Here is a 20,991-nt window from a genome sequence, read left to right on the forward strand (position 1 = left end):
AGAATTTGCTGTGATTGAAGCGACGCCATTCCCGACCTTCGAGGACGCGCCCGAAGGGGAGAGCGTCGACGGCGCTTTCGTTGTCGATCTCGAAGTGTTCGAGGGCCCGCTCGATCTGCTGCTCGATCTGGCGCGCCGCGACAAGGTCGATCTCGCCAAGATCTCGATCGCGCGCCTTGCCGAGCAATATCTCGTTTTCATCGAAGCCGCGCGCAAGCTGAAGCTCGAACTCGCCGCCGACTATCTCGTGATGGCGGCGTGGCTCGCTTATCTCAAATCGCGCCTTCTTCTGCCGCAGGCGGAAAAGCCCGACGAGCTGTCGGGCGAGGACATGGCGGCGCTGCTCGCGCATCGCCTGCGCCGTCTTGAAGCCATGCGGCGTGCCGGCGAATTGCTTGAATCGCGCGATCGTCTCGGCCGCGACGTCTACAAGCGCGGCGCGCCGGAAGGTGTGCGTATCGAGCGCAAGAGCATCTGGGACGCAACGCTCTACGATGTTCTGACGGCCTATGCGCATCAGCGGCAGATGACGACGCTTGCGCATGTGACGATCAAGCGCCAGCCGGTTCTGCCGCTGGCCGAAGCGCGCGAGGCGCTGGAGCGTCTTGTCGGTACGATCTCGGATTGGACGGCGCTCGATGCGCTGCTCATTTCCTATCTTGCTCCGGAAGAGGAGCGTAAATCGGTGCTGGCGTCGAGCTTCAGCGCCAGTCTGGAACTGGCCAAAGAGGGCCATGTGGAACTGCGGCAGGAAAAAATGTTTGCGCCGCTGTATCTGCGCGCCAATGCGGGAGGCGCATCGTGATCGATGGAACGAGTTTTTTGCGCAACGTCACCGACAATGACGTGGTGAACTTCGAACATGTACGCATGGCCGAAGCGCTTTTGTTTGCGGCCGAAGAGCCGCTCGATGAGGCAACGCTCGCCTCGCGTCTGCCGGAAGGCGCGGACATTCCGGTCATCATCAATGCACTGACGGCGCATTATGCGGTGCGCGGCGTCAATCTCGTCTCGACGGGCGGGCGCTGGTGGCTGCGCACTTCGCCCGATCTTGCGCCGATCCTGCGCCGCGAAAGCCAGAACACGAAGAAGCTGTCGCGCGCAGCCCTCGAAACGCTTGCCATCGTCGCCTATCACCAGCCGGTGACGCGCGCCGAGATCGAAGGCATTCGCGGCGTCTCCGTCGCCAAAGGCACGCTCGAAGTTCTGCTGGAGACGGGCTGGGTGCGCCTGCGCGGCCGCCGCAAGACGCCGGGCCGGCCCGTGACCTTCGGGACGAGCAAAGAATTCCTCGATCATTTCGGTCTTGAGACGATCGGCGATCTGCCGGGCGTCGACGAGCTGAAAGCCGCGGGTCTTCTCGATGCGCGTCTGCCCGACGGGCTCGATGTGCCGATGCCCTCCGACGATCCGACCTTGCGCGAGGACGAGGACGAACTCGATCCGGACGATCTCGACTTCCTGACGCCGCTCGATCGGGAAGGACACGAGCAGCCCGAGCCTGAGGCGCTAGAGGCGTCTGAAGCTGCGGACCAGGAGACGCCCGAGTCCGAGGGGGCCGAGGACGAAGAGAAGTGAATACGCCGGCCAAGGGCGTCTGGCCGCGCTGGGGCCAGCGCGGCACGGCCGGCCCGGCCATCCCCGCGCGGCTGACCTTCGACCACATCACGCACGCCTACGGCACGCTGACCGCCGTCTCCGATCTGTCGCTCGATGTTGCGCCGGGCGAGATCGTTGCTCTGCTCGGACGCTCCGGCTGTGGAAAGACGACGCTTCTTCGTGTTGCCGCCGGCATTGAGCGGCAGAGCGCGGGCAGGGTGCTGCTCGACCGTGAGGAAGTTGCGAGCGCCAAGGTGTTCCGCCAGCCCGAAGAGCGCGGCATCGGCTATGTCTTTCAGGACTACGCCCTGTTTCCGCATCTGTCAGTACAGGACAATGTCGCGTTCGGCCTGAAGAACATGGCGAGGGCCGAAGCCCGGGAAGTCGCACTGCGCGCGCTCGAGCGGGTGGGGCTTCGCCACCATGCCGGCGATTATCCGCATGAGCTTTCGGGCGGCGAACAGCAGCGCGTGGCGCTTGCCCGCGCTATTGCGCCGCGCCCGGGCGTTCTACTTATGGACGAGCCGTTTTCGGGCCTCGACCGGCGCCTCAGAGACAGCGTCCGCGAAGAGACATTGGCGGTTCTGCGCGAGACGGGTGCAACTTCCCTGATCGTCACCCACGATCCGGAAGAGGCCATGCGCATGGCCGACCGGATCGCCCTGATGGACAAGGGCTCGCTCATCCAGATCGGGCCGCCGCAGGAGCTCTACCGGCGGCCGAAAACCCTGTTTGCGGCCCGCTTCTTCAGCGAAATCAACGAGCTGGATGGGGTTGTTAAGAGCGGGGTCGTGGAAACGGCGCTCGGACGGGCGGCGGCCGGCGGCTGGCCCGACGGTCCGGCTGTTGTGGCGCTCCGGCCCTCCGCCATCCTTCTCGGCGGTCCCGGACGGGACGGCCGGATCATGGGCTCGCGGTTTCTGGGCGATACCGATCATCTGGAAATTGCGGTCCAGGGCCTCGACAGCCCCATTCTGGCCCGGGCCCAGGCGGGCGCATGGCCGGAAGGATCAGCCGTTCGTGTCCGCTTCGACGAGGCTCAGGCGCTTGTGTTTCCGGCGGCTGAAACCTAGTTTCGATCCCACCCTTTCCGCCGCCGGATTCCCCGTACGGCCAGATGTTTCGAGGATTTTGTCATGAGCCTGACCCATTGGCTGGTCGTCATCGTTATCGCGCTGCTGCTGTTCGGCCGCGGCAAGATTTCGGACATGATGGGCGACCTCGCAAAGGGCATCAAAAGCTTCAAGAAGGGCATGGCCGAAGACGACGAGGCTCATATCCCGAAGCGCACCGAGGCCTATGAGGTCATCGACAACGAGCCGCCGAAGCAGGTGGCGGCCAAGAAAAAGGCCCCCGCCAAGCGCTCGACCAAGGCCAAGAGCTAACGGCCCCGCGCCGGGGCGTATCCAATGTTCGATATCGGCTGGTCCGAAATGATGGTGGTCGGTGCCGTCGCCCTCGTGGTGATCGGGCCGAAGGACCTGCCGGCGGCTTTGCGCCAGGCCGGCAAATGGATGGGCACGGTCCGCCGCATGGCGGCCGACTTCCAGGGCCAGGTCAATCAGGCCATGCGCGAGGCCGAGCTCGATGAGCTGCGCAAGGAAGTCCAGAATTTGAAATCGGGCCTGTCGGAGCCCGTGCGCCAGCATGAGAGCGAGATGCGGGCTCTGGTCGAAACGCCGCCTGCACTGCCGCCACCAGCACCGAAAACCGAAGCCGCACCGGCAGCCAAACCCGCGCCGAAAAAACCGGCGAAGGCGAAAGCGCCCGCCAAGGTGAAGACACCTGCCGCCAAGCCGAAAACGCCTGCTGCCAAACCGAAAGCTGTGGCCAAGCCGAAGACTGCGGCGAAAGCCAAAAAGCCGGGGGCGAAGTCGTGACCGACGTGCCGCCCAAAGACCCGCACGATTATGAGAGCGACGTCGAATCCTCGCGCGCGCCTTTGATGGAGCATCTGATCGAGCTGCGCTCGCGGCTGATCAAGACGCTGCTCGCCATCGCGGTGGCCTTCGTTATCTGCTTCGCCTTCGCCGACGAGATCTTCAACATTCTGCTCTGGCCCTATGAATTTGCCGCCGGGCCGCAGAAGGAGCTGCAGATCATCTACACGGCGCCGCAGGAATATCTGATCACGCAGATCAAGCTTGCGCTGTTCGGCGCGGTGTTCATCGCCTTTCCGGTGATCGCGGCGCAGGTCTATAAATTCGTGGCGCCCGGCCTCTATAAAAACGAGCGCGCGGCCTTTTATCCGTACCTCATCGCAACGCCGGTTCTGTTCTTTGCCGGCGCGGCCTTCGTCTATTTCATGGCGCTGCCGCTGGCGATGAAGTTCTTCCTGTCGATGGAGCAGACGGGCACGACAGGCGGCGCCTCGATCCAGCTTGTCGCGCGCACGTCCGAATATCTGTCGCTGATCATGGCGCTGATCCTCGCCTTCGGTATCTGCTTCCAGACGCCGGTGATCCTGACGCTTCTGGCGCGCGCCGGTTTCATCGACAGTGCATGGCTGAGAGCCAAGCGGAAATACGCGATCGTTGTGGTTTTTGCCGTCGCGGCCGTGCTGACGCCGCCCGATGTGATCAGCCAGTTCGCGCTTGCGGTGCCCACTTTGCTGCTCTACGAGCTATCTATCTTCCTGGTCCGGCTGGTCGAGAAGAAGCGCGCCGAACAGGCGCCCGAAGCGGCCTGATTTTTTCTTTTTGATTCAAAATGATCTTCGGCTTTCCCAATGCATGACATCCGCTGGATTCGGGACAATCCCGACGCATTTCAGGAGCGCCTGAGGGCGCGTGGAATAGCTGCTGCCGAAGTGTCGTCGACGGTCAAAAAACTGATCGAACTGGATGACGGCCGCAAAGCTGCGATCTCCAAGGCGCAGGCGCTGCAGGAACGCCGCAACGCGGCCTCGAAAGACATCGGCGCCGCCAAAGCCCAGAAGGATGAGGCCAAGGCGCAGAAGCTGATGGACGAGGTCTCGGCGCTGAAGGGCGAACTTGCCGCCGAAGAAACCCGTCAGAAGGACGCCGAAGCCGCTCTCGAAACCGAACTCGCGCAGATTCCGAACCTGCCGCTCGCGGATGTGCCGGTCGGCACGGACGAGCACGGCAATGTGCAAAAGAGCATTTCGGGTACAAAGCCGACTTCCAATGCGACCAAGCAGCATTTCGAACTCGGCGAAGCGCTTGGCGGCATGGATTTCGAAACCGCGGCCAAACTGTCCGGCGCGCGCTTTGTCGTGCTGAAGGGCGAGATCGCGCGGCTTGAGCGCGCCATCGGCCAGTTCATGCTCGATCTGCACACGACCGAGCACGGCTACACCGAAATTGCGCCTCCGCTGATGGTGCGCGACGAGGTGATGTTCGGCACGGCGCAGCTGCCGAAATTTGCCGACGATCAGTTCAAGGCGATGCCGACCGAGCATTGGCTCATCCCGACCGCTGAAGTGCCGCTGACCAATCTCGTGCGCGAGAGCATCGTCGCCGAAGAGGAGCTGCCGCTGCGCTTCACCGCGCTGACGCCGTGCTTCCGCGCGGAGGCCGGCGCTGCCGGCAAGGATACGCGCGGCATGATCCGCCAGCATCAGTTCTCGAAGGTCGAACTGGTTTCGATCACCGCGCCCGAACAGACCGCCGACGAGCATGAGCGCATGCTGGCCGCAGCCGAAGCCGTGCTCAAAAAGCTCGATCTGCATTATCGCGTCATGACGCTCTGCACCGGCGATATGGGTTTTGCCTCGCAGAAGACCTACGACATCGAAGTCTGGCTGCCGGGGCAGGGCGCCTATCGCGAAATCTCGTCCGTGTCGCAGTGCGGCGATTTCCAGGCGCGGCGCATGCAGGCGCGCTGCAAGGCCAAAGACGGCAAGAACACCCGTTTCGTGCATACGCTGAACGGATCGGGCGTGGCCGTCGGCCGTGCCCTGATCGCCGTCATGGAAAACTATCAGAACGGCGACGGCTCGATCAGTGTGCCGTCGGTTCTGCGTCCGTACATGGGTAATAAAGAGAAGATTGGGGTCGGAAAGTGAGAGGCGCTCGCGCTCCCTCTCCCCGCGGGCGGGGAGAGGGTCGGGGTGAGGGGGTATTGCTGTTCGGCTTTGCCCCTCACCCGGCACTGACGTGCCGACCTCTCCCCGTAAACGGGGAGAGGTGAGAGATGCGCATCCTCATCACAAACGATGACGGTATTCATTCGCCCGGCCTCGATGTTCTGGAAGAGATCGCCCGCGAGATTTCGGACGATGTGTGGGTCGTAGCCCCTGAATACGATCAGTCGGGCGTTGCGCATTCGCTGTCGCTGAACGATCCGCTGCGCCTGCGTCAGGCGGGCGAGCGGCGTTTTGCGGTGAAGGGCACGCCGACCGATTGCGTCATTTTAGGCGCGCGGCATGTGCTCAAAGACAAGGCACCCGAACTGCTGCTCTCCGGCGTCAATCGCGGGCACAATCTCGGCGAAGACGTCACCTATTCCGGCACGGTCGCGGGCGCCATCGAAGGCGCGCTCCTCGGCATTCCCGCCATCGGCCTGTCGCAAGGCTATCCGCCCGGCCATCGCGAAGCGGTCGATTATTCCGCAGCGCGCAGCCATGGCCCGTCCGTTATCCGCAAAGTGCTCGATGCCGGCCTGCCGCGCGGCGGCTTGGTGAACATCAATTTCCCGGCGCTGCCGGCGGCCGATGTCAAAGGGGTTCGCGCAACCCGCCAGGGCCAGCGCCCGCAATGGCAGGCCAAGGTCGAAGAACGCCGCGACGGGCGGGGAAATCCCTATTTCTGGATCGTGTACGGACACGAAATCGGCGATCCTGACGCCGACACCGATCTGAAGGCGGTGCATGAGGGCTATATCTCGGTGACGCCGCTGAAGATCGACATGACCGATCACGACCTCAAGGCCCGTTTCGACCGGGCCATCGAGGGCGGGGGTTAGACCATGCCCGAACTTGGCCCGCGCGATCACGAAGACGCCAGTCAGCGCGCCGAGTTTCAGCTGTTTTTGCGCCAGCGCGGCATTCGCTCGAACAATGTGCTGCGGGCTCTGGAAACCGTGCCGCGCACGATGTTCGTGCCGGACGAGATGGCGCCGCACGCTTATGCCGACCGGGCGCTGCCCATCGCCTGCGGACAGACGATCAGCCAGCCTTTCCTCGTCGCCTATATGACCGAGCAACTCGAGCTGAACGACACGCACAAAGTGCTCGAGGTCGGCACCGGCACCGGCTACCAGACGGCGGTGTTGGCGCGCATCGGACGCCGCATCTACACGATCGACCGTTACCGTACGCTCGTCTCTGCCGCCGAAGCGCGGCTGCAATCCCTGCGCATCACCAATGTCACGGCGATGCCGGGCGACGGCGCGCAGGGCTGGCCGGCGCAGGCGCCGTTCGACCGCATCATGGTGACGGCGGCGGCCGATCAGATCCCCAAACCCTTGATCGATCAGCTGGCCGAAGGCGGCATCATGATCATCCCCGTCGGCACGGGAGACCAGCGCCTCATGAAGGTGGTGAAGGGCGAGGACGGGAAGCTGACCGAAAAATCGCTGATGGCGGTGCGCTTCGTGCCGCTCGTTGCGGGACGCGCCGCCTCGCTCTGAGGGGACGCATTGGCTGTTGCGCGGGCGACGGCAATTGAATAATGAATGCACCGTTCGGGCCGCAGCGTTGGACGCAAAACGCTGAAGCGCCGGGCGTTTATGTCGAAATGCTGGAGCAGGTGTTCATATGAACTTGCGTCAAAGGATCGGGCTGGATCTCGGCCGCCGTGCCAAAATCGAAGATGGTCTCGCCGCGGCCATCGAGCACGATGCCAAATATCTCGACGTCAAGATCGACGTCGCGCCGAACAATATCGAGAGCCTGACGCCCGAGCGCATCAAGGGCATTCGCGATACCGCAGAAAAGCACGGCATTCATGTCGGCCTGCATACGATGTCGGCGGTCAACATGGCCGAAATCGCGCCGCATGTGCGCGACGGCGTCGATAAATATCTCTTCGGCCATATGGACGCCTGCAAGAAGCTCGGCGGCGAATGGATCGTCGTTCATGCCGGCTATCACTTCACCTCCGATGTGAAGCTGCGCATGGAAGCGGGGCTCGAACGGTTGAAGCGGCTCGCCGATTATGCCGAGAAGATCGATCTGAACGTTCTGCTCGAAAACATGAACTGGGAGCCGGACGATGCGGAGGTTCATTACCTCGCGCACAATGTCGAGGAGACGAAGTATTACTTCGACCGCCTCAACTCGCCGAAGCTGCGCTGGGCGTTCACCGCGAACCACGCCCATATCGTCGAAGACGGCGTCGATGCCTTCCTCGAAAACTTCGACATCAAGACCTGCGATGAAGTGCGGCTCGCCGATTGCTGGCGCAACGGCAAGGAAGAGCATCTCTTCCCGGGCAAGGGCGATTTCGATTTCAAGGATCTGTTCGACAAGCTCGAAGCGCGCGGCTTTGCCGGCCATTACATGACCTCGTTCGGCACGCTGGAAGACATGATCCGCGGCCGCGAGGTCATTCTCAAAATGGTCGAAGGAAAGTAGTTGAACTTTTGGCCGGCCCGGAGCGACAAAGCGGAATGATCCGCTTTTGTCTTCCGGGCCTGTTTCTTCTGGCCGCGCTCTTTCACACGCCTGCCTTCGCGCAGGAGATCGCTTCGGCCTATACCAAGCACGATTACGAGACGTGCCGCGAACTGCCATCGCCCGAGCCCGATGTCATCGATCTGCGCGAATGCGACGGCTTTGGCGGTTTCAAGGTGCGCTGGGGCGGCGCGCCCGATGCGACCTGGATCGAGTTTGCTGCAAGCGAGACCGCGCAGGATCTGAAGCTCGGCAGCTTCTTTGTCGTCGGCACGACGATCGAATGGCGCGGTCCGGTCAAGAACGGTGTCATCCAGCCTCAGACGGCTATTGTCCGCTACCACACGGGCTCAAGCATCCAGAGCCAGCCGCACTCAAGCCTTGTCATTTACCGCCTCACGGGCACGCCCTGCGCCGTCTCGACGCTTCCGGGTTCAACTCCCAAGGCTAACGAGGTTGCGCGCCTGACGGCGGATGAGACCGGCGAGGACACCCCCTGCTATTGATTGAGGAACGGAGTGCCTTCGCGCCGGGTTGATGGGGAGCGTTGCCCAACGCGGTAATGGAGGCTTCCCCATGAGTATTTTCGGCAAGATCATGAACGCCATTTTCGGCACGGACGCGAAAGCGGCTCCGGCCGATGCAGCTCCCGGCTCAAGCGGAGCGCCGTCCGCAGGATCGTCGCCCGCGCCTTCTGGCGGCGCGGCTGCCGCCGAGAAAGTCGATGTCGCCAAGATCCTCGATGCGGCGGCCAAGGACAGCGGCCAGAAACTCAACTGGAAGACCTCGATCGTCGATCTGATGAAGGCGCTCGACATCGATTCCAGCCTCAAGGCCCGCCAGTCGCTGGCCAAGGAGCTGAACTACACCGGCGATATGGATGACTCGGCCAAGATGAATATCTGGCTGCACAAGCAGGTCATTAAAAAGCTTGAGGAAAACGGCGGTAAGGTCCCGGCCGACCTGAAGGATTAAGGCCAGCCGGTTATGAGGGCCCCGGGTGGTTGCGCCGCCCGGGGCCCGCCCATATCTAAGGGGCTGAAATTGCGCTATATTGCGCCCATTATTCGCGCCGGCCTTGAACCGGTAGAGGATCAGAATGGCACTTCCCATCATGCGCCTGACCGACCGCGCCGCGGCACGGGTCAAGGACATCATCTCCCGCTCCGACAAACCGCTCACCGGCCTGCGCGTCGGTGTGAAGAAGGGCGGCTGCGCGGGGATGGAATACACGATGGATTATGCCGAAGCCCCGGAGAAGGGTGACGAGATCATCGAGGACAAGGGCGTGACGCTCATGGTCGAGCCGCAGGCGCTGCTGTTCCTGCTCGGCACCGAGATGGATTACATCACCGAGAAGATGGCTTCGCGCTTTGTGTTCAACAATCCGAACCAGGTTTCGGCCTGCGGCTGCGGCGAGTCGATCGAGATCGTCCCGGCCAAGCCCGAGCATCTGCGCGCCGCGCAGTAATTACCCGCATTGAGATGAAGGTGAAAAACCGCGCCGTTTAGGCGACGCGGTTGGCGCCCGTATTCTGCACTTCCGGATCGGTCTCGCAGACGACGCGATTGCGGCCGGCGCGCTTGGCGGCGTAAAGGCACATATCGGCGCGTTCGATGATCGTTGCCGCATTGTCGTTGGAGTGGAAGCTCGCGACGCCGATGGAGATCGTCACGCGGCCGAGATTTTCGCCCGTCGAACGCTTCACCAGTTCCTTGCCCATCACCGCGCGGCGGATATGGTCGGCGACCGTAACGGCCGGACGCAAGGTCGTGCCCGGCAGGATGATGGCGAATTCTTCGCCGCCGTAACGCGCGGCGATGTCCTGGCCTTTGACGTTCTGCTTCACAGCGGTCGCCACAAGACGCAGCACCTGGTCGCCGGTGAGGTGGCCGTATTTGTCGTTGAAGCTCTTGAAGTGGTCGATATCGGTGACAAGCAGCGAGAAGGGTTTGCCGTCGCTGAGCGCTTTTTCCAGTGCCATATCGAAGAATTTGCGGTTCGACAGCAGCGTCAGCGGATCGGTCAGCGATTCCGCGCGGATGGCTTCCAGCTTGTCGTGCAGCTTCAGCATTTCCTCGCGCGAGGTGATGAGCTGATCTTCGAGCTCGCCGTTCGTCGAGCGCATATCGATCGTCGCGCGCATCAGCATTTCGACGATCGCCTTGATCTTGTCCTTGTCGGCGTCCTCGATGGTTTTGTTGATCGAGTCCAGCGTCGTCGAATATTCGTCGGCCGAACCGCGCGCCTTGTCCAGCATCGCGACCATATGGTCGACTTCTTCGCGGATTTTGGTGCCGACTTCGTCATAGCGCGTCGGGAAACGCGAGGCCGACAGATGCATGTCGTAGAGCGCGTCGAGATCCTGTTCGGACAGCGAGCCGCGCTTTTTCAGGACGTCATTGATGGCCTGGTTGAGAAGCGGGTTGTAACACGTCGCGTAGGTGTACCAGACTTCGTAAATACGAGGGTACGCCGGGTGCCGGTAAGCTTTGATGCGCTCAATCGCCGACTCCCCGAAAACGATAGTTCGTTCGAAGTCGTCACCTGAACCGTCGGACATGCTCAAATTCCCCCCGCATGCGCGCCGATTCCCTTGCGGGCCGCATCAGCGCAACGCTCCGACACTGCAAGACAACGCTTAATCCAGCGTTAAAGAGTGCGGCAGGAGTTTCTAAAAATGCACGCGTGCCCGTACTTTAGACGCTCTTGAGGCGAACGGGCTTGAGCAGGAACTGCGGGACGTGATCGCCCATGCCGACGGGCGAGGGGCCGTCGTCCTGATCGCGGTTATGGCGCTTGCGATCCCGGTCATTCTCTCGTTTTGCGTGTACAGGCTGAGGCTTATGCCCGGGATGCTTGTGGCCTTCGGTGCGTTCGCGCGGCGCCGGCTCCGCGGCTTTCGGGGGCTGTTCAGCGCGCTCGGCGGCGGGTTTTTCGGTGCGTTCCGGGCGGCGCTCGCCGCGGCCGCCTCGGCCACCACGGTTTCTGTCGCCGCCGCGGGCGCGGTTCTCGCCGCGCGAGGCGCGGTCGCCTTCGGCTTCGCCCTGCGCCACCGGTTCGCCCGTCCAGGGAATGCTCTGGCCGGTCAGCTTCTCAATGGCGGCGAGATAGCGCTTGTCGGAGGGAGCAACGAGGGTGATTGAGATGCCCGAGAGTCCGGCGCGGCCGGTGCGGCCGATGCGGTGGACATAATCTTCGGCGTGGATCGGCACATCGTAATTGAAGACATGGCTGACGGCCGGGATGTCGAGACCGCGGGCGGCGACGTCGGAGGCGACGAGCAGCTGGGCTTCGCCGGTCTTGAACTGATCGAGCGCCTGCATGCGGGCGCGCTGGTCCATATCACCGTGCAGCGCCACCGCCTTGAAACCGTGCTTTTCGAGCGAACGATGCAGGGTGCCGATATCGCGCTTTCTGTTGCAGAACACGATCGCGTTCTTGAAATTCTCTTCGGCGCGGATCGAGCGGCGCAGCACGTCGCGCTTTTCGGCGTGATCCGAAGAACACGCGATGAGGTTCTGCGTGATGTTCGACGAGGTGGTCGAGGGCTTGGCGACCTCTATTTTCACCGGGTCATTCAGGAACTGCGAGACGAGGCGCTGAATTTCCGGCGGCATGGTCGCCGAGAAGAACAGGGTCTGGCGGCGCGGCGGAATGAGTTTGCAGATTTTCTCGATGTCCGGGATGAAGCCCATATCGAGCATGCGGTCCGCTTCGTCGATGACGAGGATTTCGATGCCCGTCATCAGAAGGCGGCCGCGTTCGAAATGATCGAGCAGGCGGCCGGGCGTTGCGATGAGAACGTCGACGCCGCGTGACAGCTTGGCATCCTGATCGCCGAATGAAAGGCCGCCGATCAGAAGAGCGACCGAGAGTTTGTGATTGACGCCGTAGCGGTTGAAGCTTTCCTCGACCTGCGCTGCGAGTTCGCGCGTCGGCTCGAGGATGAGGGTGCGCGGCATGCGGGCGCGCGGGCGGCCGGTTTCAAGCCGGGTCAGCATCGGCAGCGTGAAGCTGGCCGTCTTGCCGGTGCCGGTCTGGGCGATGCCGAGCACGTCGCGTTTGGCGAGGACATGGGGGATCGCTTGCTCCTGGATAGGAGTCGGCGTCGTGTACCCCGTCGCCTCGACAGCGGCGAGTACTTTCGGGCTCAAGCCCAGTTGATCGAAGCTCATTGAGATTTTTGTTTCCGGATCCGCAGGTTAAAGAACTGACGTCTGCGGGCGTTTCCGTATTGGGCGCAACATAGGGGTTAGCACCCCTAAGTCAAGGTCGCCCTGGGGCATGGTTCATGAGAGAGTGCCTTATTTGCCGTTCTCCCGCCAAGATTGACGGGCACACAACGTAAAGGTTCGATTTATTCGAATATGGGGCCGCGGGAAATGACGAAGAAGAACGAAGATATGGCCGGCAGCGTGTCTGAGCCGAAGGGGGCGATTCCTGAGGTAAAGCCGGCCAGAAGCCTGTGGCCGCGTCCGCACGAAAATGTCCGGGTCGAGCCGGTTCTGGTTCCGCCGCGGGACGAAGCCGCCTATGCCGCTCCGGTTGTGGCGCCGCCCGCAGCAGTCGAACTGCCGGAAGCCGAATTCAGCGCCGGCCCGGAAGAAGGCTATCGCGCTCCCGACATCCGCATCGAGCCGGAGATCGAGGAGCCGATCGCGCGCGAACCGGAAGTCTATTCCACGCCGGTCGAAGAAGAAGTGCCCGAGCCTGTTGCGGAAGACGAAGCGCCTGAGCCTGACCTCCCGCACGAGGAGCCGGTGGAAGACCCGGTCCTCGCTGAGCCGTTCCTCACTGAGCCTGGCCGCGAAGAACCCGTTTCCGTCGAGCCCGATCCGGCGCCCGAACCCGCTTATGTGCCGCCGCGCGAGGAGCGTCATGTCTCGGTGCTCGATGCCGCTGACTGGCAGCAGCCGGCGCTCGACGATCCGCAGGAAAGCAAGACAGGCCGTTTCGTCGCCATGGCGGCGGGCATTGTCGTAGCCCTTGCGCTGGGCGCCGTCGGTTTCGTCTATGGCTCGTCGGCGCTCGGCTTGAAGTTCGGCGGTGACGGCGGCGGTACATCCGCCGACACGACGGCCAGCACAGCGGCGCCGTCGACGACGCCTGCCGTCAATCCCGAAGAGCTGAAGGCCATGCAGGATCGCGTCGCCGCGCTGCAGGCCGAACTGGAAAAGATGCGCCAGGACAAGCCGGGCTCTGTTCCGGCCTCGACGCCGGAAAATCAGCCGGCCGCCGCCAACCAGGCCGATACGCCGCCTCCGGCGCAGCAGGCCGCGGCGCAGCCGCAGCCCGCGCCGGTCGTCACGTCCATACCGGGGCCGACCCCGGCTCCGGGCGCCGCCAACAATGCGCCGGCCGCTCCGACGCCGTCGGCCCCGCCGCCGCAGGCCGTCGCGCCTGCGCCGACGAGCGAGCCGACGCCGAAAGCAGCAAGCCCGTCGAACACCGCGCCGCCCGCCGAGACGGTGCGCGCCGAACCGACGCCACCTCCGGCTACCGCGCCGGCACCGGCTCCGAAGCCCAAGCCCACCGAAGTTGCGCGCACCACCGAACCTGTCGTGCCGCCGCCGCCGGGACCGGGCTACCGGACGCAGCCGAGTTATGAGGATCCGCGTTCGGTCGCTTCGCCGGAAATGCCGGTTCTGCAGAACTGGGCCGTGCGCGATGTCTATAACGGCATCGCCGTTGTCCAGGGCGGACGCGGTGCGCCGCTCGAAGTCGAACCGGGCGATGAACTGCCGGGCGGCAATCGCGTGCTCGCCATCCGCCGTCTCGGCGGCAATTGGGCGGTCATCACCGAGCGCGGCATTATCGCCGGCAACTGAACGCGGCGGATACAGGAATAAAAAAACGCACGGCCCCGTCCAAATAGGGGGCCGTGCGTTTTTGTTTTCAGCGCTCTGAAGATCAGTTGGTGGCGGGACCGAAATTCGCCTGGCCGGGGCCGCCGACCACGAGCACGAAGGTGTCGCCCGCGGGCGTATCGAAGAACACCGAGGTCTGTCCGCCGCCGCCCTGATTGCGCATGCGCGCCACCGGAATCTGCTCGGCGCCGGGCGGCACCTGAAGCGGCAGCGCCTGAACGACCGAATTGTCAGGGCCGATCCATTCGACACTTAATGTGATCCGGTTCGCCGAGCCGAGCGCGACGACGCGCGAAAAGCCCTGGCGTCCGGCCGCCTGCCACGCGCCGATGACGCGCACCATGACGACGGAGGGCGAGACGCTTGAGGTCGGGGCGGGGATTTGCGCCGAGGCTGAAACCGGCAGGAAAAGCGAGGCAAACGACAGCGACAGGGCTACGCAGAACTTCATCGGGCTACACCTTACACGTCAAGTTCGCCGGCAAACTGAGCATGTTCCTGGATGAAACGGAAGCGGGCTTCGGCCTTGGATCCCATCAGGCGCTCGACGGCGGCGCGGGTTTCGATTTCGTCGTCCTCGGCGATCTCGACGCGCAGCATGGTCCGGCGCTTGGGGTCCATGGTGGTCTCGCGCAGCTGCGCCGGCATCATTTCGCCAAGGCCTTTAAAGCGGCCGATATCGACCTTCTTGCCCTTGAACGTCGTCGCCATCAGCTTTTCGCGTTCCGCATCGTCGCGTGCGTACACGGTCGTCGCGCCCTGTGTGATGCGGTAGAGCGGCGGCACGGCGAGATAAAGATGGCCGCCGCGGATGAGGCCCGGCATCTCGCGGTAGAAATAGGTGACGAGGAGCGAGGCGATATGCGCGCCGTCGACGTCGGCGTCGGTCATGATGATGATCTTCTCGTAGCGGAGATCCTCATCGCGGTAGGAGGATTTCGTGCCGCAGCCGAGCGCGAGCAGAAGATCGGCGAGCTGCTGGTTCTGCGCGAGCTTTTCGACGCCCGCATTGGCGACGTTGAGGATCTTGCCGCGCAGCGGAAGGACCGCCTGGTTCTGGCGCTGACGCGCCTGTTTCGCGGAGCCGCCGGCCGAGTCGCCTTCGACGATGAAGAGTTCGGCGCCGGCCGCGGTGTCCTGCGTACAGTCGGCGAGTTTGCCGGGCAGGCGCAGTTTGCGCGTTGCCGTCTTGCGCAGCGTTTCCTTTTCCGCGCGGCGGCGCATGCGGTCTTCGGCGCGCTCGACGACGCGGTCGATCAGCTTGCGCGCCTGTGTCGGCGAATTGGCCAGCCAGTGATCGAGCGGGTCGCGGATGATCGCATCGACAAGGCGCGCAGCTTCCGCTGATGCGAGCTTTTCTTTCGTCTGGCCCTGGAATTCCGGTTCGCGGATGAACACCGAGAGCAGGCTGATGCAGCCGGCCATCACGTCTTCCGACGTCACATCCTTGAAGCGTTTGCCCTGGCCGGTGAGATCGGCATAGGAGCGCAGGCCGCGCAGCAAGGCCGTGCGCAGGCCGCTTTCATGCGTGCCGCCATCGGGCGTCGGAATGGTGTTGCAATAAGAATGGGTGAAGGCGTCGCCGTCTTCCGCCCAGCCGATCGCCCATTCGACGGCGCCAGGGCCAGGCTCGGCCTCGACCTTGCCGGCGAAGAATTCGGTGAGGAGAGGGCGGCCCTCGACGGTGGCGGCGAGATAGTCTTTCAGACCGCCGGGAAATTTGAAGCTTTCCTTTTCCGGCACATTGTCGACGCCAACAAGGAGCGAGGGCGCGCACTGCCAGCGCACTTCGACGCCGGCAAACAGATAGGCCTTGGCGCGCGTCATCGTGAAAACGCGCTGCGGCTTGAGGTGTGCGCTGACGCCGAAGATCAGCGGGTCGGGCTTGAAGCGCACTTTGGTGCCGCGCCGGTTATGAACCGGGCCGACATCTTCGAGCTCGCTGGCGGGCGCGCCGCGCGAGAAAGTCTGCCGGTAAAGATGCTGGGCGCGCGCGACTTCGATTTCGAGATGATCCGACAGCGCGTTGACGACGGAGACGCCGACGCCGTGCAGGCCGCCCGATGTCGAATAGGCTTTCGAGCCGAATTTGCCGCCCGAATGCAGCGTGGTCAGGATGACTTCCAGCGCCGATTTGCCGGGGAATTTCGGATGCGGGTCGACCGGGATGCCGCGGCCATTGTCGGTGACGGAAACATAGCCGCCTTCTTCCATCTCGACGGAAATGACGCTGGCATGGCCGGCAACCGCCTCGTCCATCGCATTGTCGATGACTTCGGCGAAGAGGTGGTGCAGCGCCTTCTCGTCGGTGCCGCCGATATACATGCCAGGCCGGCGCCGGACAGGCTCAAGCCCTTCAAGAACCTCGATGTCCTTGGCGGTATAGCCGCTTTCCCCGGGCGTGCCTTTGCCGGCCGGCTCCTTCGCAGGAGCGTCCTTGGCAGGTTTGCGGGCGGCGGCACCGCCGAAGAGATCGGGTTTCGAAGCCATGGGTCTTTCGAGGATGGGATTGATTCGACGGCGGTAATAGTACCGCAGCGGGATTGAATTGAGGCGCGGGAAATCGTCTCGGCGGCACCTCGGCGGGATATGAAGGATGTGCCGCCCGCTATCAAGGGTTGGTGGGCTGTAGGCGAGGGCGCACGTCCGGGTGGCAATTGTGACCGGAGATCAGGAGCTTATCGAGGGAGATGCAAGCGGCGCGAGCGCTGACAGGGTGTAAACGGACCCGCCGAAAATCGAGACGAACTCTCCCGCGCATCTTCAGCGGCTGACAAGGCGCGGCAGCCGAGACTGCCCGTGCGGCATTTCCCGTTCGCGCTTCTTGGGGGGCGCGCCTGCCGCAATTAAACCCCGCCCGAAAGGGCGGGGTTTTGTTTTGCGTCGAGCCTCAGGCGATGGCGCCGCCACCCTTTTTCGTGACGACGATCACCGAAGGACGCGGCGGCATGCTGTCTTTGAAGTCGGGCCAGCGCGTCAGCGGGTTCTCGAATGTCGCTGAGTTCTTATCGTCATCGAATTCGCCGGGGTGCTGGACGGCAAGGAAGAGGTTTTCGTCGTCCGCGGTGAAGAACGGCCCGCACATTTCGGCGCCCGCCGGGACGCGGAAGAAATGTTTGGAGGTGCCGCGTTTTTCACCCTGTGTTTCGAGCGCCCACAAACCGTCGGCGCGGCCGGTCATCTTCGCGTTGTTGCCGTCTGTCGCCACCCAGAGCCGGCCTTTGGAGTCGATGACGCAATTGTCCGGCATGCCGAACCAGCCGTTTTTCGTCGTTTCGGACGAGAAGGTGGCGCCGACTTCCGCAATCGACGGATCACCGCAACGCACGAGGACTTCCCATTTGAATTTCGTCGCGGCGTGATCGTCCCCCTCCGGCAGCATCTCGATGATGTGGCCGAATTTGTTGTCGGCACGCGGATTGGCGGCGTCGGCATGTTCGGCTTTGCGTTTGTCGTTATTGGTCAGCATCACATAGACGCGGTTGGTGTGCGCGCTTGTCTCGATGTCTTCGGGACGATCCATGCGTGTTGCGCCGAGAAGATCGGCGGCACGGCGCGTTTCGATGAGAACATCGGCCTGGCTTTTGAAGCCGTTTGTTTCTGTCAGCGAGCCCTGGCCGAACACGATCGGCATCCATTCGCCGCTGCCGTCGGCATTATATTTCGCGACGAAGAGCGTGCCTGTGTCGAGGATATCAAGATTTGCTTTGGCGTTTGCCGTGTCGACCGTGCGCTCCGTCACGAATTTGTAGACATAGTCGAAGCGTTCATCGTCGCCTTGATAGATGACGTAGCGGCCGTCCTTGTTGATGATGCCCGCCGCGCCTTCATGCTTGAAGCGTCCAAGAGCGGTGCGCTTTTTCGGCACGAAATCCGGATCGAACGGATCAATCTCAACAATCCAGCCGAAACGGTTGGGCTCGTTTGGTTCCTTCGAGACGTCGAAGCGGTCGTGGAATTTGCCCCACGCATAGGCCGGCTTGCCGAGATCAAGGCGCTTGTAGTTCGCCGTCTCGCGATGACCTTCGGGCAAGGCGCCGATGAAATAGCCGTGGATGTTTTCCTCGGCGCTGAGCCAGGTGCCCCAGGGCGTGACGCCGCCCGCGCAATTATTGATCATGCCGAGGACGCGCGCGCCCGTCGCGTCCGCCGACGTCTTCATACGCTCATGGCCGGCGGCGGGGCCGGTGAGTTGCATTTCGGTGTCGGCAGTGATGCGGCGATTGAATTTGGAATCCTTGACCACGCTCCATTGCGGGCCGGAGCGGATAAGCTCGACGACAGCGCCGCCATGAGCAGCAATTTCGATATCGACAAGATCCTTCGTCATTTTGGCGAAGGGATTTTCCTTTGTGTCCTGCCGGCCGACGCCAGCGAACATCAGCTCTTCATTCGTATACTCGTGATTGGCGACGAGAAGGCCATGCGTGGCCGAGTTGTCGATGGGAAAGAAGCCGATGAAATCGGAGTTGTATCCGAACTGGCGCCGCTGCTTCTCGGCGCTTTGCGCCAGCGGATCGAACTCCGGCGAGTCCGGAAAGATCGGGTCGCCCCAGCGCAGAAGAATCTGCGTTTCATAGCCTTCGGCGACATGGTGGTTGGTGTCGATGCCGGCTTCGAGTTCCTTGAAGTCGAAGCTTGTCACATCGCCCTCGGCTGCGGCGGGCGCGGCCTCCAGCGCGCGGCTGCCGATCACCGCAGAGATGGCCGCAACCGCAAGGCTTCCGCGCAGGAAATCGCGGCGGTGAAAACGCGCGCCGATGATTTCTCCCATGGTCGGATTGTCGGCGTCGTTGATGCCGATCTCGCCGGACTCTTCGAGTTCGCTGGCACGCAGTCTTTGTGGATGCTCGTTCATGCTGACCCCCAAGTTCGGAGGTTAGATTAGAAGTCTTCCATGTAAAGCCAGTGACGCGCTTTGCGGCTTTCGTCGTCCATGCGTGCGTCAAAACGAAAACGCTTCCGCGATGTGGATCACGGAAGCGTCTTCGACCTATGGTTCCAGGCTAGGGGCTGTTGCTCGCCGGCACGGTGTGCTCACGGCGATGTGTGGAACCCTAGAGAGATCGTTCTCTGTGTTCGTATGTTCTGTTTTTCGCGCTGACCTTCAGGGAGAACGTGCGGAGCCCTGCGGGCGCACTGAAACTGTCCATACGGTGTTGCGGTTGAATTGTCGAATTTACCGTCTGAGGATATCGCTTCGAACGATCCTTCAAGCGGCCTTGGCCTGCTGCGGGGGAGTCATTGTTTTAGCCTCCACTGCTTTTTGACAGTTCGAAGTCTGCGTCCGCTTGGGCCGTGCGTCAACGCAAAACGGAACGTGAAAAAAGCAGCTCTGAGGACATCCTTGCTAGTTGCTGATTGCAAAGGTGCAAATCGCATTCTCAAAAAAATGTGAGCGCCCCAGTTCGGCTGTTGCCCGGTTGGGCAAGGTGCCAAATAAAAAGGCCGGAGCTTTCGGCTCCGGCCTTTCCCAGTCCCCCAACCCGATGGATTACATCGAGTAGTACATGTCGAACTCGACCGGGTGCGGCGTGTGTTCGAAGCGGATGACTTCGGCCATCTTCAGCTCGATATAGCTGTCGATGAAGTCGTCGGTGAACACGCCGCCGGCCTTCAGGAAGCCGCGGTCCTTGTCGAGGTTGTCGAGCGCTTCGCGCAGCGAGCCCGCAACGGTCGGGATCGTCTTCAGCTCTTCGGCCGGCAGATCGTACAGATCCTTGTCCATCGGACCGCCCGGATCGATCTTGTTGGTGATGCCGTCCATGCCCGCCATCGCGAGAGCCGCGAAAGCGAGATAGGGGTTCGCCAGCGGATCGGGGAAGCGCACTTCGACGCGCTTGGCCTTCGGCGAGTTCGTCCACGGAATGCGGCACGAAGCGGAGCGGTTGCGCGCCGAATAGGCGAGGAGCACCGGAGCCTCGAAGCCCGGGACGAGACGCTTGTAGGAGTTCGTCGTCGGATTGGTGAAGGCGTTGATCGCCTTCGCGTGCTTGATCACGCCGCCGATATACCAAAGGCATTCCTGCGAGAGGCCGGCATATTTGTCGCCCGCGAACAGCGGCTTGCCGCCCTTCCAGATCGACTGATGGCAGTGCATGCCCGAGCCGTTATCGCCGTAAACCGGCTTCGGCATGAACGTCGCCGATTTGCCGAACGAATGCGCGACCGAGTGGATGCAGTATTTGTAGATCATCATCTGGTCGGCCATCAGCGTCAGAGTGTCGAACTTCATGCCGAGTTCGTGCTGCGCGGAGGCGACTTCGTGATGGTGTTTTTCGACCTTGACGCCCATGGCGGCGATAGCCGCGAGCATCTCGCCGCGGATGTCCTGGCCCGAGTCGACCGGGGGGACGGGGAAATAGCCGCCCTTGGTTGGAACGCGGTAGCCGAGATTGCCGCTTTCGTAGTCGCTGTCGGAATTATAGGGCAGTTCGACCTGGTCGAGCTTGAAGCCCGTATTGTACGGCGTCGCCGAGAATTTGACGTCGTCGAAGATGAAGAATTCGGCTTCCGGGCCGAACGAGATCGTGTCGCCCACGCCCGTCGACTTCACATAGGCTTCAGCCTTCAGCGCGATGCCGCGCGGATCGCGGCCATAGGGCTCGCCCGTCGCCGGCTCGAGGACGTTGCAGACGATCGACAGGGTCGAAGCCGCATAGAACGGATCGAGCGTTGCAGTTTCCGGAACCGGCATCAGGAGCATGTCGGACTCGTTGATGGCCTTCCAGCCGGCAATCGAGGAGCCGTCGAACATCTGGCCTTCCGAGAAGAACTCGTCATCGACCAGTTCAAGGTCGAACGTGACGTGCTGCCACTTGCCCTTCGGGTCGGTGAAACGCAGGTCGACGTATTTTACGTCGTTGTCCTCAATGAACTTGAGAACGTCCTTTCCAGTCTTCATCGCCATTTTTTTAGTCCCCTGTCTGCGATATTTCGTGTGT

At 62.6% G+C, this 20,991-nt stretch carries 20 protein-coding genes; 14 read left to right on the forward strand and 6 right to left on the reverse strand.

Going from position 1 to position 20,991, the window contains the following annotated elements; genetic code table 11:
• Nucleotides 1–10: 10 nt before the first annotated feature.
• From IZ6_RS07225 to IZ6_RS07285, 13 genes are all read left to right on the forward strand, one after another.
• Entirely contained in the window at nucleotides 11–805 is a 795-nt protein-coding gene (locus tag IZ6_RS07225) for a segregation and condensation protein A (RefSeq protein WP_338054683.1), read from the forward strand.
• The gene (gene scpB, locus IZ6_RS07230) at nucleotides 802–1,578 is read left to right on the forward strand and encodes an SMC-Scp complex subunit ScpB (RefSeq protein ID WP_225874032.1); all 777 of its coding nucleotides are present in this window, start codon (nucleotides 802–804) and stop codon (nucleotides 1,576–1,578) included. The genes IZ6_RS07225 and scpB overlap by 4 nt, the downstream gene beginning before the upstream one ends.
• Nucleotides 1,575–2,672 carry an ABC transporter ATP-binding protein gene (locus IZ6_RS07235; RefSeq protein WP_222877321.1) on the forward strand — a complete coding sequence of 366 codons (1,098 nt, stop codon included), beginning with the start codon at nucleotides 1,575–1,577 and terminating at the stop codon, nucleotides 2,670–2,672. Before scpB ends, IZ6_RS07235 begins: the two co-directional genes overlap by 4 nt.
• A gap of 63 nt (nucleotides 2,673–2,735) precedes the next feature.
• Nucleotides 2,736–2,984 (forward strand): twin-arginine translocase TatA/TatE family subunit, encoded by a 249-nt coding sequence (locus tag IZ6_RS07240; RefSeq protein ID WP_222877322.1) that lies wholly within the window; start codon nucleotides 2,736–2,738, stop codon nucleotides 2,982–2,984.
• Between the two features lie 24 nt (nucleotides 2,985–3,008).
• On the forward strand, nucleotides 3,009–3,479 hold the full coding sequence (gene tatB / locus IZ6_RS07245; protein WP_222877323.1) for a Sec-independent protein translocase protein TatB: 471 nt from the start codon (nucleotides 3,009–3,011) through the stop codon (nucleotides 3,477–3,479).
• 65 nt (nucleotides 3,480–3,544) lie between these two features.
• Nucleotides 3,545–4,288, forward strand: coding sequence for a twin-arginine translocase subunit TatC (tatC, locus tag IZ6_RS07250; protein WP_222877566.1), 744 nt, complete (start codon nucleotides 3,545–3,547; stop codon nucleotides 4,286–4,288).
• Nucleotides 4,289–4,327: 39 nt separating this feature from the next.
• On the forward strand, nucleotides 4,328–5,626 hold the full coding sequence (gene serS, locus IZ6_RS07255) for a serine--tRNA ligase (RefSeq protein ID WP_222877324.1): 1,299 nt from the start codon (nucleotides 4,328–4,330) through the stop codon (nucleotides 5,624–5,626).
• 128 nt (nucleotides 5,627–5,754) lie between these two features.
• Nucleotides 5,755–6,525: a 5'/3'-nucleotidase SurE gene (gene surE, locus IZ6_RS07260; RefSeq protein WP_222877325.1), complete on the forward strand. Its 771-nt coding sequence runs from the start codon at nucleotides 5,755–5,757 to the stop codon at nucleotides 6,523–6,525.
• A 3-nt stretch (nucleotides 6,526–6,528) separates the two neighbouring features.
• The gene (locus IZ6_RS07265; protein WP_222877326.1) at nucleotides 6,529–7,191 is read left to right on the forward strand and encodes a protein-L-isoaspartate(D-aspartate) O-methyltransferase; all 663 of its coding nucleotides are present in this window, start codon (nucleotides 6,529–6,531) and stop codon (nucleotides 7,189–7,191) included.
• A gap of 127 nt (nucleotides 7,192–7,318) precedes the next feature.
• On the forward strand, nucleotides 7,319–8,137 hold the full coding sequence (locus IZ6_RS07270) for a sugar phosphate isomerase/epimerase family protein (protein ID WP_222877327.1): 819 nt from the start codon (nucleotides 7,319–7,321) through the stop codon (nucleotides 8,135–8,137).
• Between the two features lie 35 nt (nucleotides 8,138–8,172).
• Nucleotides 8,173–8,682, forward strand: a complete 510-nt coding sequence (locus IZ6_RS07275; RefSeq protein WP_222877328.1) for a hypothetical protein — start codon at nucleotides 8,173–8,175, stop codon at nucleotides 8,680–8,682.
• A gap of 70 nt (nucleotides 8,683–8,752) precedes the next feature.
• The gene (locus IZ6_RS07280; RefSeq protein WP_222877329.1) at nucleotides 8,753–9,151 is read left to right on the forward strand and encodes a DUF3597 domain-containing protein; all 399 of its coding nucleotides are present in this window, start codon (nucleotides 8,753–8,755) and stop codon (nucleotides 9,149–9,151) included.
• Between the two features lie 124 nt (nucleotides 9,152–9,275).
• The gene (locus IZ6_RS07285; RefSeq protein ID WP_225874033.1) at nucleotides 9,276–9,647 is read left to right on the forward strand and encodes a HesB/IscA family protein; all 372 of its coding nucleotides are present in this window, start codon (nucleotides 9,276–9,278) and stop codon (nucleotides 9,645–9,647) included.
• A 37-nt stretch (nucleotides 9,648–9,684) separates the two neighbouring features.
• Here IZ6_RS07285 and IZ6_RS07290 read toward each other — a convergent pair whose 3' ends face one another.
• On the reverse strand, nucleotides 9,685–10,740 hold the full coding sequence (locus tag IZ6_RS07290) for a GGDEF domain-containing protein (protein ID WP_222877330.1): 1,056 nt from the start codon (nucleotides 10,738–10,740) through the stop codon (nucleotides 9,685–9,687).
• A gap of 136 nt (nucleotides 10,741–10,876) precedes the next feature.
• Nucleotides 10,877–12,355, reverse strand: a complete 1,479-nt coding sequence (locus IZ6_RS07295; RefSeq protein ID WP_222877331.1) for a DEAD/DEAH box helicase — start codon at nucleotides 12,353–12,355, stop codon at nucleotides 10,877–10,879.
• Nucleotides 12,356–12,562: 207 nt separating this feature from the next.
• Between IZ6_RS07295 and IZ6_RS07300 the strand changes: the two genes are divergently transcribed.
• Nucleotides 12,563–14,008, forward strand: a complete 1,446-nt coding sequence (locus IZ6_RS07300; RefSeq protein ID WP_222877332.1) for a hypothetical protein — start codon at nucleotides 12,563–12,565, stop codon at nucleotides 14,006–14,008.
• Between the two features lie 82 nt (nucleotides 14,009–14,090).
• On the opposite strand, the gene IZ6_RS07305 is transcribed toward IZ6_RS07300, so the two are convergent.
• The 4 genes from IZ6_RS07305 to glnA form a co-directional block, all read right to left on the reverse strand.
• Nucleotides 14,091–14,498 carry a hypothetical protein gene (locus tag IZ6_RS07305; RefSeq protein ID WP_222877333.1) on the reverse strand — a complete coding sequence of 136 codons (408 nt, stop codon included), beginning with the start codon at nucleotides 14,496–14,498 and terminating at the stop codon, nucleotides 14,091–14,093.
• An 11-nt stretch (nucleotides 14,499–14,509) separates the two neighbouring features.
• Nucleotides 14,510–16,537 (reverse strand): DNA topoisomerase IV subunit B, encoded by a 2,028-nt coding sequence (parE, locus tag IZ6_RS07310; protein ID WP_222877334.1) that lies wholly within the window; start codon nucleotides 16,535–16,537, stop codon nucleotides 14,510–14,512.
• A 400-nt stretch (nucleotides 16,538–16,937) separates the two neighbouring features.
• Nucleotides 16,938–18,905 carry a PhoX family protein gene (locus IZ6_RS07315; protein WP_222877335.1) on the reverse strand — a complete coding sequence of 656 codons (1,968 nt, stop codon included), beginning with the start codon at nucleotides 18,903–18,905 and terminating at the stop codon, nucleotides 16,938–16,940.
• A gap of 636 nt (nucleotides 18,906–19,541) precedes the next feature.
• Entirely contained in the window at nucleotides 19,542–20,951 is a 1,410-nt protein-coding gene (gene glnA / locus IZ6_RS07320; RefSeq protein ID WP_222877568.1) for a type I glutamate--ammonia ligase, read from the reverse strand.
• Between the last annotated feature and the right edge of the window lie 40 nt (nucleotides 20,952–20,991).

The sequence above is a fragment of the Terrihabitans soli genome (assembly GCF_014191545.1).
GTDB classification, from domain to species: domain Bacteria; phylum Pseudomonadota; class Alphaproteobacteria; order Rhizobiales; family Methylopilaceae; genus Flaviflagellibacter; species Flaviflagellibacter soli.

Coding starts and splice junctions, on each gene's coding strand:
- IZ6_RS07240 (WP_222877322.1), top strand. CDS start 2,736: ATGAGCCTGACCCATTGGCTGGTCGTCATCGTTATCGCGCTGCTGCTG.
- tatB (WP_222877323.1), top strand. CDS start 3,009: ATGTTCGATATCGGCTGGTCCGAAATGATGGTGGTCGGTGCCGTCGCC.
- tatC (WP_222877566.1), top strand. CDS start 3,545: ATGGAGCATCTGATCGAGCTGCGCTCGCGGCTGATCAAGACGCTGCTC.
- serS (WP_222877324.1), top strand. CDS start 4,328: ATGCATGACATCCGCTGGATTCGGGACAATCCCGACGCATTTCAGGAG.
- surE (WP_222877325.1), top strand. CDS start 5,755: ATGCGCATCCTCATCACAAACGATGACGGTATTCATTCGCCCGGCCTC.
- IZ6_RS07265 (WP_222877326.1), top strand. CDS start 6,529: ATGCCCGAACTTGGCCCGCGCGATCACGAAGACGCCAGTCAGCGCGCC.
- IZ6_RS07270 (WP_222877327.1), top strand. CDS start 7,319: ATGAACTTGCGTCAAAGGATCGGGCTGGATCTCGGCCGCCGTGCCAAA.
- IZ6_RS07275 (WP_222877328.1), top strand. CDS start 8,173: ATGATCCGCTTTTGTCTTCCGGGCCTGTTTCTTCTGGCCGCGCTCTTT.
- IZ6_RS07280 (WP_222877329.1), top strand. CDS start 8,753: ATGAGTATTTTCGGCAAGATCATGAACGCCATTTTCGGCACGGACGCG.
- IZ6_RS07285 (WP_225874033.1), top strand. CDS start 9,276: ATGGCACTTCCCATCATGCGCCTGACCGACCGCGCCGCGGCACGGGTC.
- IZ6_RS07290 (WP_222877330.1), bottom strand. CDS start 10,740: ATGTCCGACGGTTCAGGTGACGACTTCGAACGAACTATCGTTTTCGGG.
- IZ6_RS07295 (WP_222877331.1), bottom strand. CDS start 12,355: ATGAGCTTCGATCAACTGGGCTTGAGCCCGAAAGTACTCGCCGCTGTC.
- IZ6_RS07300 (WP_222877332.1), top strand. CDS start 12,563: ATGACGAAGAAGAACGAAGATATGGCCGGCAGCGTGTCTGAGCCGAAG.
- IZ6_RS07305 (WP_222877333.1), bottom strand. CDS start 14,498: ATGAAGTTCTGCGTAGCCCTGTCGCTGTCGTTTGCCTCGCTTTTCCTG.
- parE (WP_222877334.1), bottom strand. CDS start 16,537: ATGGCTTCGAAACCCGATCTCTTCGGCGGTGCCGCCGCCCGCAAACCT.
- IZ6_RS07315 (WP_222877335.1), bottom strand. CDS start 18,905: ATGAACGAGCATCCACAAAGACTGCGTGCCAGCGAACTCGAAGAGTCC.
- glnA (WP_222877568.1), bottom strand. CDS start 20,951: ATGAAGACTGGAAAGGACGTTCTCAAGTTCATTGAGGACAACGACGTA.